Source organism: Rossellomorea sp. KS-H15a (assembly GCF_024195245.1).
GTDB classification, from domain to species: Bacteria; Bacillota; Bacilli; order Bacillales; family Bacillaceae_B; genus Rossellomorea; species Rossellomorea vietnamensis.
On sequence record NZ_CP096886.1, the window covers coordinates 1,339,550 to 1,352,389 of the forward strand.

Annotated in this window: 8 protein-coding genes; 5 read left to right on the plus strand and 3 right to left on the minus strand. The window is 35.5% G+C overall.

The annotated features are described in order from the left end of the window. Positions 1-174: 174 nt before the first annotated feature. Positions 175-861 (minus strand): alpha/beta fold hydrolase, encoded by a 687-nt coding sequence (locus M1J35_RS06830; RefSeq protein ID WP_254653152.1) that lies wholly within the window; start codon positions 859-861, stop codon positions 175-177. A gap of 138 nt (positions 862-999) precedes the next feature. Next, positions 1,000-1,815 (minus strand): nuclease-related domain-containing protein, encoded by an 816-nt coding sequence (locus tag M1J35_RS06835; protein ID WP_254653153.1) that lies wholly within the window; start codon positions 1,813-1,815, stop codon positions 1,000-1,002. Between the two features lie 94 nt (positions 1,816-1,909). On the opposite strand from M1J35_RS06835, the gene M1J35_RS06840 reads away from it, so the two are divergent. Further along, positions 1,910-2,935, plus strand: a complete 1,026-nt coding sequence (locus M1J35_RS06840; protein ID WP_254653154.1) for an HNH endonuclease — start codon at positions 1,910-1,912, stop codon at positions 2,933-2,935. Between the two features lie 246 nt (positions 2,936-3,181). On the opposite strand, the gene M1J35_RS06845 is transcribed toward M1J35_RS06840, so the two are convergent. Beyond that, positions 3,182-3,442 carry a helix-turn-helix domain-containing protein gene (locus M1J35_RS06845; protein WP_254653155.1) on the minus strand — a complete coding sequence of 87 codons (261 nt, stop codon included), beginning with the start codon at positions 3,440-3,442 and terminating at the stop codon, positions 3,182-3,184. A gap of 256 nt (positions 3,443-3,698) precedes the next feature. Between M1J35_RS06845 and M1J35_RS06850 the strand changes: the two genes are divergently transcribed. The 4 genes from M1J35_RS06850 to M1J35_RS06865 all read left to right on the plus strand — a co-directional run bounded on the left by M1J35_RS06850 (position 3,699) and on the right by M1J35_RS06865 (position 12,818). After that, positions 3,699-4,022, plus strand: coding sequence for a nucleoside triphosphate pyrophosphohydrolase (locus M1J35_RS06850; protein ID WP_254653156.1), 324 nt, complete (start codon positions 3,699-3,701; stop codon positions 4,020-4,022). 396 nt (positions 4,023-4,418) lie between these two features. Then, positions 4,419-6,110: a hypothetical protein gene (locus tag M1J35_RS06855; protein WP_254653157.1), complete on the plus strand. Its 1,692-nt coding sequence runs from the start codon at positions 4,419-4,421 to the stop codon at positions 6,108-6,110. Positions 6,111-6,123: 13 nt separating this feature from the next. Next, a complete protein-coding gene (locus M1J35_RS06860; protein WP_254653158.1) occupies positions 6,124-7,710 on the plus strand; it encodes a hypothetical protein in 1,587 nt (528 codons plus the stop codon). Continuing rightward, the gene (locus M1J35_RS06865) at positions 7,707-12,818 is read left to right on the plus strand and encodes an FtsK/SpoIIIE domain-containing protein (RefSeq protein WP_254653159.1); all 5,112 of its coding nucleotides are present in this window, start codon (positions 7,707-7,709) and stop codon (positions 12,816-12,818) included. Before M1J35_RS06860 ends, M1J35_RS06865 begins: the two co-directional genes overlap by 4 nt. Positions 12,819-12,840 lie beyond the last annotated feature (22 nt).

Here is a 12,840-nt window from a genome sequence, read left to right on the forward strand (position 1 = left end):
TTTGTTCATGCATGAGGAGAGCAGAAGGATGAGTGACAAGGCAATTGTCCACTTGGCGAATAAGTTAAGATAAGAATGGGAGTTAAGATGCGTAATTTCAATACCCTGTTATTTCCGAGGTCTATGAGGACAGGTCCCATAGTTTAGGAAAAGAAACCTGTCCCTCTGGCCAACCTAAGCAATACCACTAATAAACTCCAGAGTTATTCGATTAAACATCGAAGGGTTTTCCGTGTTGGCTAAGTGACCGCAGTTTGGAATGATTCCTGGTGTGATAAGGTTGTTCATAGATGATAGCTGGTGAACCGAATTCACTTCATGTTTTTCGTTTCCGCCGTTTATGAGTAGTGTAGGGACAGTCAACTTCTTTATTTGCTCATCAGATACTGCCGGATAATGATAAGTGAAGCACTTCACCACCCTGTGTAACGTGATTTCCCAACGTGGACCATGGAGAAGTAGATAGTCTTTCGCTACTTCAGGTGCTTCTGCTTTGAGGTTATGTAAAAAATGATATTGTCCTTCCATGATGGCGTGCATGTCTTCGGGGATGCTTGGAACGTAGCCTGTCAGGACAATGCCTTTTGTCAATTCAGGAAATCTGATTGCTGCATGCAGGGCAAAACTAGCTCCCATGGAAAGTCCAATCAAGATACCAGGCTCTCTTTTCCTGAGTTCACTTATAAGCCATTCAAGTGTTTGCTCGAAAAAAGGATCAACAGCATCCCGGCTATTCTGACCATGTCCCGGCAAATCAATTGGAATAACAGTGTATTCCTCTCGTAAAGGACCTAATTGCTCCTTGAAATGCATTTCTCCTGTTCCCATTAAACCATGAATCAAATACACATTCTTCGTCACTTTCTCCACTCTCCTCATTCATTTATACCGTATATACTAAGTTTATAGAGTGAAGCCATTGTTGATAATGAGCCTGAGGTGGACTTTGGTGTAGGTCTTAAGACTTATGGGAGGAGAGGGGTATGTCCCTTGGCTTTTCTACTTTCCAACATTCTTCTGATGTTCATAACAATAAATCTTCCCTTTAAAAGCACGATTCGATAAACAATACCCCCTAACTTTCTCAGACACAGGCTTGTTGCAAATCGTACAAGTACCACCTGAGCTAGCCTTTTCATCTAATGCATGTTTATGTTCTTCTCTAATGTGGAGGTCAGGAATATTTGCCTCTAAAAATGTATGGTAGATTGTTGAGATCTCACTCTCATTTAGAAGAGGATCTTTGTGCTGAATTTTCAACACCGAAACTTTCCGATGAATAAACTCCGACAACTCAATGTCATACACAATCAATTCATTAGAAGCGATCTTACGATAATCCGAATCCACTTTAAAAGTAGATCGCTTTGTAAAAGAAACCATCGAGACAAACCATTCATGGTACTTCTTATCAATTAATGAAGAAAGTGCTTTAATGTGCCCATAGTTCTGTACAAAAGGGTTCATCATTTTGAACTTCCCATTGACCAGCCACGTGTTCCGATCTTTCCCACCATAGATGGTTCCCTGATAGTTTTTCGTTTCAATAGTAAAAATCGCGTATGGGGTGATCACCACATGGTCGATTTGTGAATAGCCGGACTTTGCTTTCGGGTTGGGTATAAGGAGATCACTTAGGTGGCGGTAAGACTTAGGCAGTTGATCTAGTTGAATATCAATTTTGTATTCTCCTAGTTCTCCTTTTCTGATGGCAATCTGTTCATTGGTTCTTTTTGGTTTTGGTGATGAAGTAATAGTAGCTTGCTTTGGTTTAGACTCACTCTTCTTCTTTATAAAGTTTAAAAATAATAGCATGAATTTCTCCTCGGTGGTTTGATATACTTAGTATCGTACATGTATATGGAAATTTTAACCGCTATTAAGTTCAGAATAATTAAGGAGGCAACCAATGCCCACTCCCATCACCATCAGGAAAAATGAGCAATTATTATACGAAGCTACCAATATTCAAGAAGCTGCAGGCTACCTTGCTGATTATCTCAATATAAAGAAGTCAAACTGCTATGATCCTATCGAGAGAGGATATGTGTACAGTATTCCCTACCATTTCGAAGGGGACGAATATCGTTTTATAGCATCACCAGAGCTCGCTGCTAATCGTCGCCAGGAGTTAGAAGAAAGGGATCATAAGAATGCCCGCCGTATCTGGCTGGTACCGGCGAATCCAAATGAATATAACTTAGAGAGGGCCTTCACCCATTATGAAGCGCTGGACTGGAAACGTTCCTTCAACTATGAAAATGGAGATATTTTATTTTTGTATGTTTCAGGTAGTGTCAAAAAGGTCAGGTATAAGGTGGAAGTAATAGAGGGATTGGTTCAAACGGATGATACGATCTATGATCAGTCGTTCTGGGTAGATCAAGAGAAGTATGAGCAATCCATTGGTGGAGACAAGACGCGTGTCCGCTTGGTGGATGTGGTTGATACGGATGGTTTATCGCTTTATCGATTAAGGGAGCATGGGTTGAAAGGGAATATCCAGGGTTCCATGAAACTTACCGGTGAGCTCCGTGACTACATCATGTCGTTCTTTCATGAGGATTTGTCTGCTGAAATCTACCCTGATGAAGTGCCGGAAATGTGGGAGGGGGAGCAGAGAACGATTACGGTTAATTCATATGAACGCAATCCACTGGCCCGCAAGCAGTGTATTGATCTTTATGGTGCCGAATGCCAGGTATGTAAGATGAACTTTGAAGATACATATGGGGAAGTGGGGAAAGGTTTCATTCACGTACACCATATTAAACCCCTACATGAGATTCAGAAGGGCTATCACGTGAAACCGAAAGAAGATCTTATTCCTGTATGTCCGAATTGTCATGCGATGCTTCATAGGAAAGAAAATGGAGTGTATTTAACGGTAGAGGAATTGAGAGAGCGTCTCAAATTGAAAATATGCACTCTATAAAAGAGAATAAGAAAGCCGCAGCTTACTCCCGACGTAAGCTGCGGCTTTCTCTCTTAGCTAACTTTATAACTTCCTTCACGTCCGAACCCCTATAAACAGAAGTCCTCCTATTATGATCTGTAAAATATATCTCCCCATAATCTTGCTCACGGGAAAAACCAACAATCATAAAATTATATGTGTGCTTCCCTTTTAATAGAATCAATTCTTGTTTCTTGATGGTAATCCCCCCAATTAACTATCAAGTCATTCTTTTGGCTTATTTGCTTTCTTTATTCTATCAATTTCCTGAAAAATCCGGTCAATACTTATTCCTGTATTATTATGTATTCTGCTAAGTGTTAGTGAGGTTGGAATACTTTCTCCTCTCTCGATCCTTCCGTAGCCTTCTTCAGACATTTTAGTGATCCAGGCAAACTCACCCTGGGTCATATCCATTTCAACCCTTCTTCTTTTCAGTAGCTTTCCCAGTAATTCCGCAAAAGGCTTATTTTCTTCTTTTACCAAAGGATTCTCCCCTTTTTAGAACCATTATCAAATTGGGGAAAATCATGTACCACGAACAGCAAGTAGGATTATTACAAATTATGTAAAATATATTAAATTTATTTTTACCACTGGTTATTTCAAAGGGATCACTACATTCAGATGCCTAATAGGGATTGAGAATTGGTAAAAAAGTAACTGATGTGCCCATATTTGCTCTATGGACTCCATATAAATGTTAAAATATAGATAATATAATCTATAGGAGGTCACCAATATGCCGACCTACAACAAGTTAGTACGGGATAAAATCCCACAGATCATTGAAAGTAAAGGTAAGGAGTTTTCAACAAAGATCCTCAACGATAAAGACTACATAAAGTACTTAAAAGAAAAAGCTTATGAGGAACTTGATGAATACTGTGAGGCTGAAACGGATGGAGAAGCTGTGGAAGAGCTTGCTGATCTCTTGGAGGTTGTCAGGGCTTTGTCTAAGCAGCATGGATCTACTATTGAAGAAGTAGAAAAAGTACGGAAAGTTAAGGCTGAGAAGCGTGGGAGATTTCAAAAAAAGGTGTTTTTGATTAAGGTAGATGATTGATTAAACATGAATTCATACTATGAGGAATACCTATCTGATTTTAATAATATTAGAGTTGACGAGTAAAAGGAGTATTACGTTGTAGTAAGAAGAGGAGGGTGTTTCGAAAAGTTCTCATAAAACAGAGGGCTTTTTATTTTGCGTTATTTTAAGGTTATTTGACCATTCCAAATATTAAGTAAGGGTGAATGCTATGGTGAGGATATGATGAATTAAGTATGATCTTCCTTTAGAGTACGTGTTAACTGTAGTAAAATGGTAATATATCAATCTTTTGGATTTGTTAAATATTGCCGAATCACTGAAATTTTATGGTATTTATATTACAATATAAATACAAACATGTTAAAAATGAAATTCGTATAAATATATAAATTTTTCGAAGGAGGAAAAATTTTGAAAGGAAACTCTTTTGTTTACTATTTAGATCAATACAACGTATTGTCTCCTAACCATTCCAAAATTTACGATGAATATACCATTGATTCAAACAATGGAAATTCTTATTCATTTACTATTGAAACGAAGATTGAAAAGACACTTATAAATTTATTTGAAACTAATCCTCAAAGTATCATTCTTACAGGTAATGCCGGTGATGGTAAAACAAGGCTCTGTAGGATCGTTCATGATTATTTTAATAAGGGTAACTTAGAAAACTGGCCGGAAGATGGAATTGTTGAGTTCCCTTTTAGTAATGGGAAAATAAGAATCGTTAAAGATTTGTCGGAGCTAAAAGAAGACATTATTGAAAATGAACTAGCGCATCTGCAACAAATAATAACTTCTGGAAATGAAGAAAAAGTATATTACCTTGTTGCAGCGAATGAAGGAAAACTGACGAAGTTTTTGTCGCAGTATGAACATTTAAACAAATTACAACAACAAGTAACTTCTCGCTTTAAGTCACATGAGAATAATTCTGATCAATTTAGCATCTTTAATTTATTAGATGTAACTTCTTCTGTTTATGTAGAGAAAGTTCTATCGGAGTGGAATAAACCTGGAAACTGGGAAGCATGCCAAGGGTGCCCAAAGCAAGAACGATGTATCATACATATGAATCACCAGAGGACCTCTCAAAATCATATACAAGATAAAATCGTAGAACAGTACAAGTTGCTCGACTATTTAGATACTCATATTACTATGAGGGAAATGTTAATTCACATTAGTTACATGTTAACAGGTGGATATACATGTGATGATGTACTAAATGCCAATTATAAAGAAATTGAAAATCAAACAAAGAAACCTTACTATCAGAATTTCTATGGTCATGAATTAGATGAGAATGCCTTTTCAGAAATGAAGGCATTGAAAATATTCAAAGCTTTAGATCCGGGAGTTTATTCCCACTCTTCAATAGACGATTTCATCATTAACGGTGATATTAATGGAGACGAGGAATCTGAGAAAGCACATAACGAGCTAATTGGAGATTCATTAGACCTACAACTTGGTTACTTTAAGAAAAAATTAACCTTGTATCGTGACTATGATGTTGATAAGGATCACTCTATTGTAAACGAGTGGATTCCAAAATTAAGAAGAAAATACTTTTACGAAACAGTAAGCGAAGACAGCGTAAATGGAAATCAACTATTGCCATTTGAATATGTCGACGAATATGTAAGATTATTTGATAACTCTAAAGCTCAAGCATTAATGAAACGGGACTTGATAAATGGGCTAAATCGAATTTTTTCAGGTCGACTGACTGAAATGAACAATAAACACTTATTTGCCACTAATAAGAACTTAATGATATATGAGCAGTTTAGGTCGAAAGATGTAGATATTGAAGAAGAGGAAGAACGAACTGATTTAGATCGACTATCTTCTAGTTTCAAAATATCGGTAAAGGATGAAGTTTCCTTAAATATGAACTTAGCCGTTTTTGAATACCTTATGAGAGCTAGTGGTGGAGGCACCCATAATGTTCTTCAACAAGAAGCTGAGATCCTGATTGATACCTTTAAGAATGAGTTGATAAGAATAAGTGAACCGGAAGAATATGAATTAAACATCTTAAGATACGATAACAAAACTGGACTCTTTATAGATGACGAAATAAGTTTGTTATAAAGGAGATACTTAAATGACTACAAAGAAACAAAGTGTAGAAGAGTTCTCAACGCAGCTATCTGCGCAAATATGGGGGCATCGATTCAAAGATGGACAAAAAGGTGCTGAATATGTTCTGGAGTTTCTGAATGTATTAAAAGGTACGGAGTATGACTTTGGCGCGAATAATTATTCCCGAGTACGCTCAACAGGACTAAGACAATTTATCTTTGAAGGAGATAAAGAAGGAGCAAAAACAGGTGTTGTCAGTTTAACGACTGAACAAAAAGAATCATTATATGAGTTGGTAGATAACAAAGATGAATTAAATGTCATAAGGGACTTCTTTCGAAACTTAGAAATTCCTCTGACAGATGGGACAGGAAAATCAGCAAACCGCTCTTGGTATGCAAAGACTTTATATCCCTTGCATGAATCACTGTTATTTTTTGAGCTTAGAACTCATAGCAAAGGTAATCAAAAGTCCTATAGTTTTGAACGGAATTTCTTTGCTCGAGGTGGAGAACTATATTTTCTAATGTTGTCTTATGGTACAGAGAACAACTTAGTCTTGCGAGAGAAAATTCAAGATCGTCTTAAGTCTTTACTAGGTAAGAACAAAGCAATCGAAAATATTGTTTCAAAAATCTCATCTCGTCTAAAAGATGACAATAGTGGTAGTTCGGACCTTTATCCTTTAAAGAAAGATGCAGGAAACAATAGAGAATACCCTATGCTACCCGTTACGGATGATGCCATTTATTCCGAGTTCGCAGAAGAATTCTATAATCTCATTAGTTTAAACATTGATATCTATGAGTTGTTTGAATTGATGACTAGTCTCATTACCTTCCAATTAGGTAGATATATGTTGAAAAGAGCACAATTAACCGAATTGGACAAGGTAACCTTTTTCTTTGATTGCTTAGATGCTCAAGTAGGGCCAATTCAAAAACTTTCAGCTAGATCATTTAGTGATAATGAATTGCTTATTAAAAATAAGTTTGAAGATTTCTTTAAGCAAACATTTGATGATAAGATCCCATCAAAAGAATTTGTGGACGAAAATTTACAAAGTTGGCATGCTGATCCAGCATTGTTGATTGAGCTACTTGGGCTTAGTCGTCTTTCGAAGGTTAGAAAAAATAAGGTCGTTAAAGTCATTCAAAAATGCGACTCTTATGATAAAGTCATGATTAACTTATTTAATGTTGTAAAAGATATAGTTTCAGATCAATTGAAAAAGCATCAATTAAGCATTGTGAGGGGACTTACAAGAGACGGTGGTTATGGAGGCTTCAGACGTGGAAGTAAGTATAGATACTTTATGTCTGACACGTTTATTCAGGCTCTAGTTTATGGCAATTTAGAACCCGGTCAACAGATGGAATTCCATGCTTTCTTACAAAAAGTCTATGAAAAATATGGATTCATCGTTGGTGAGTTGCAGGCAAAAGAAGATGGAATCTATGAAAAATCAAAATTGAATGTTAGTTACTTTCAACGAAATGAGTATGCCTTAAGAGAGAAATTAAGACATAATGGACTTCTAATTGAGTATTCAGATGCAACTGCAATGATTAGAAATCCATATGAACAAGCAAGGCAGGTGACAAAATGATTACGTATAATGAAATTCTAGGAAAATGGGTTTTTCACATCCTACTAGAACATTTTAAAGAACAGAGCGAAGATGGTACCAATAAACTTTTTATTAAAGTTAACGGCTTAACTGACGATAATGTTGGTTCGTTGCTATATGAAATAGATGATAAGGGATCCAAACTTGAAAAGTATTACACTCCTAATGTACGTACTATTAAAGCTGTTGAAGGTTTCAATCAGTACAAATTGAAAGAAATTGAAACAAGTACATGGTTAAGAAACTATACGTTCTCTGGCAATGCTTTGGTGATCATTATTAATGAAATGACTCCCGAAGCTCAGAGTTTAGAGAATCTATTTGCCATTGATGAGGCGTATTTGCTATCTGATTTTGGACTTGAAAGCCTTTTTGCTTTATTATCTGAAGAATTCCAACTAGCCGCGGCTGAAATTGATACATTAAAAGACTTTTTCAATATGTATAGTAGCCTTACCGAACCACAACTTCGGTTTATACTAAGATTTATAGAAAAAATCGTGAATCAAGACTCACCCTCTATCATTGAGAAGATTCAAACGAATCTCCCGGAATTGAACTTATTTAGAGATAAGAGCTTAGTGATTGGAGCAAAGGGAAGAAAAAGATTGCGTGCTAACTTTTTATTAGCGAATCTTCAAAAGCCCAATGGTGACTTAGATACTGAAAAGTTACAAAATAATCTTTACAATTTTATTGAAGCAGAAGAGAAAAACAATTTTTCTGATGAATTATGGAACGGAATTAATCCTTCAGAATTTGAAGAAAAGGTTATTGATTTTTTAAATCAGAAGAACCTTGATTTATTAGCTTATGATTTTCATTTGGTAGAAACGGTCTTAAATTTCAAAACCAAGACGACCTTACCGGATAAACTAAGAGACGCACTAATTCACAATGGAAGTCCTTCAAAAGAAGAAATTGAAAAAATTGAAGAAGGTATTAATGAAGTAGAAAAAAATCAAAATCCAGATGCCATTCAAGATTTTTTAGAAGAATTTGAAGAACAGCTTTCTCAAAGTGGGAAACTGGATAAAGTTATTTCGCGAAGAATTGAAAAGCTTCGTCATCCTAAAGACTACCATGACCTAATCAATGCACTTCAATACGAATCATTTTCGTTAATCGAAGAATATTCAGCCAAGATTAGTGAAAATGCTAAGTTTGAATTAACTGTACATGCATCTAAGATTACGAATCAAATGGTAGAAATCTTAACGGTTTATTTATCTAAGATATCAAATGTTGTTCGTCACATTACATTTAAGGAAACGTCTTTAAAGTCGATCAATATCGATGAGACAGCAAATGATGAGCTAACGTTTAAACTTCGCTTACTAAATGAAGGAGAATTTTTAGGCTCTGAATCGTTTAAGGTAAGAGGGTTTGATAATTTACAACTTCTTTCATTCAGAGATTTAATTGAGGAAAATAAAATTCCTCATATTAAGAATTATCAAGAAGATGAAGTTGAATTGCTCGATGTTAGAGAAATGGTTTATGAAAGAGTTGATGGATACCTATCAATTAATCAAGCAGGATTTGAAGAGCACTATAGACAATTCTCTGGTTTCTTAGAAGAATATTCTACGATTCTAAGAAAAATCATACATTCGGGTGTTTTTAGCATTGATATTGACAATTTTAAAAGAAATTTAGAAAATGTTCTATCTGGTGTATCATCTTCTGTAGATATTGCAAGTCATATATACCGATATATAAACTATATTGGTTCTATAGATACTCTAAATGTTAAATTAGGTCAGTCTGGTTTCTGTGACGAACGATTAGTGACAATTTTGAATCCTATTCGATTAGTAAGTTATGTGTCAAGATATGAAAAACTCGAATCTCAAATTATCGATTGGATAGATAGAAGTGTCAATGATGATTTAGAGGTTACAAATTTAGAAGACTACCTTGAATATGTTACTGAAAAAACTCTTAACCTGGCGCCAAGATATTTCTCTAGTGATGGAGACGATTCTTTCCTAATTGAAGTCAGTGAGGTATTAGGTGAAGGGCAATTTATCCTAAATACAAAACGCTCAGAGAATATGGATTATTTATCGAACGAGTTATCTGAGGAATTAGTTAAGAGTGTCAAAAACTACTTTGAGGTATACCCTTATGCTAAAGATGGTTTAGATATCCTTTTCCTTTATTGTCAAAGTGCAGATATTATTACTAAATCTATTGATGCTTTGTTTAACAAACATAAAACCTTAAATAAGTTAAAAATTACCGTACATTCCACACAAGCTGCAAGCATTCATCAGAAGATCAACCAGTGGATTAAGCAGAAAGAGGAATACACCAATCCAGATAGGTTTAGCAAGTTCCCAACTGTTGAAGTGAAGGTTATCTCAGGGAATACCATTAATGAAATTTCAAATCAAATTAATGCCCATATGATTGATGCAGATCTAGTAGTATTAGCTGATTACTTTGGTCAAAGCAATCAGGTGAAATATGAATTTGATAAGGTTGATGTGAAAGAGTCGAGAGACTGGTTTAATTTGGTGTATAAGGAGCCACTTCTCGAAACGGAAAGCTTAAAAAGGATTTCATATGTGAGTGAGCATCTACCTGGCACCCTTAAGTCCTTTTATCAGTTGCAATATATTTTTCAGAAAAAGGAAATACTAGAAGAAGACGAATTATATGTTCTGAAGAACAAAATTTCATTATCGAATTTTTCTGATAATGCTCTGATTGACTACATGCATGAGAATTTCAACTGGATAATGTTCATGGATCGGTACCTGGATAAGTCCTTACTAGAAAAAGCTTCATCAAAAGCTCAAATCATTCAATATAAGTCTAAAGCTGGAGCAAACAAGAATTTTAAATTGATTGTATCTTCATCAGAGTATATTAAGAAGCTGAATTCAAATAAACACGATTATGAGTATTATGATCGATTGACTAAGAAACTTTCTCTCATCTTGAAAAATGACAACATTAGTAAAGAAAATGTGAAAGAAGCTGTTAATCAAGTTAAGTCTATCTCTGGTGCCCTAGTCTTAAAGGCGATTGGCCCAGGAAAATATTCTCACGAGTTAGTGGCTACTTATCTAAGCATGAATCGTCGTTCTCAGTTAGAACATGATCTGCAAGTGTGGTCAGTATGTGATGAGTTACCTTGGTTCAAAAAAAATAATAGACGACCAGATTTAGTCATTACGACCATTAAAGAGAATGATGGGAAAATTTCATTAAACTTTGAACTACTTGAACTGAAGTTTGTTAATCAAGCTATTTTCGAAAGAGAAAGATACGATGCCATCAAACAAATTCAGTCAGGTAAAACGTTATATGAAAACTTATTCGACTTTAATCAGAACCAGGCGGATGCAGAATATTGGAGAAATGAGTTAGTTCATTACTTTATCGAGAAGGGGACATATGCACCTGAAGGGGCATATTTACTAAAGAAACTTCAAAATGCAAAAGTGGATGAAATCCAAGTCAATATTCATACATCTATTGATGCCTATTGCTACACGTCCAACCTGTATCAAAATAGTTTTGAATCGATTGAAGAGGACGTTTATGTAGACATGATTGAAGGTGAGTTTAAAAACTATATATTCAATCGTGCATATATCTTAAAGTCTCTCGGGGCGAACAACATTAATGAACCAGAGTATGAAGAATTAGAGAACAGTACAGATACGTTCTCTGAGAGCCTTATACTTAAGGATGAAAAGTATGAACTGACTGATGATGAAGAAGTTAATGGTAAGAAAGATGATGAAATTAATAAAGAGGATCCTCAAAATGGGCCAGATGAAGGTTCTGAAGAACTAGGTAATTCTGGTGATGAACAACATTATGGAGGAGAAGAAGATACTGATCCATATGGAGTTCCTGATAATGATAACCAGGATGATCAAGTGGTGGTAGATCCACCTATGCCTGATATTAATCTATCCAATGAGTATCCTGAAGTACTAGCACTAAAGGATCTTGAGATTGAACACGAAAGTAAATCTAATGATCATTCTGAATTAAAGAGAAAGTATGTATCTACTCTTGAAACACATTTTAATCGAAACGGATTAAACGTAAAGGTTCAAGATGTGGTTGTGGGATCTAGCGTTGTTCGTTTAACTTTATCACTCCCTTCATCATTAAACAGTGATAAAATATTAAGAAGAAAGAAAGATATTCAAATTTGGTTAGGTTTAGATCAAGAGCCCAATCTATTCATTGATAAACATGGATTGAATATTGATATTGTAAGGGAAGATCCGGATACCATTTACTTTGAAGAGTTTATGGCCATTGCAAGGAAGCAACTTAATGATACAATTAAACGCTCAAATTTAGTTGCTCCTCTAGGCTTTGATCCATTAAACAATGTCATAAATATAGATTTATCCGATCCTTCAACACCACATCTTCTCACTGGTGGAACTACGGGAAGTGGTAAGAGTGTCACGCTCAACTCTATTATTTTAGGAACGATGTGCTTCTATGAACCATCACAACTACAGTATGTGTTTATAGATCCGAAACAAGTAGAGTTCTCTATCTATGAAGACTTACCTCATACGCAAGATGTAGTGACTAGTATTGATGATGCAGTTGTTAAGCTGAATATGCTAGTTGAAGAAATGGAAAGAAGATATGGGTTGTTTAAGGATGAGTTTGCTAGTAATTTAGATGAATACATTGATGCTACACAAAATAGGTTACCAAGAATAGTTTGTGTATTTGATGAGTTTGCGGACTTCATGAGTCAAGAAAAAGAGGTTGCTAGCCAAGTAGAGAATGCGATATTGCGACTTGGTCAAAAGGCTAGGGCGGCAGGTATTCACCTGATCATCTGCACTCAAAACCCAAAATCTGACATCATCAACACCAACATTCGAAATAACTTAGGTGCAAGACTCGCCCTAAGAGCAACAGATTCAACTGCTTCTTCAGTTATTTTAGGAGAAAGCGGAGCAGAAAATTTAGGAGGGAAAGGTGACTTCTTGGCTAAGACAGCTAGTCAGAAAGTGACTAGAGGAAAAAGCCCTTTCCTTACACCTCAGGTGAAAAGAGCATTATTGAAGTACTTTAAAGCTACTCAATGAATTGATAATGCATCTAGATGAG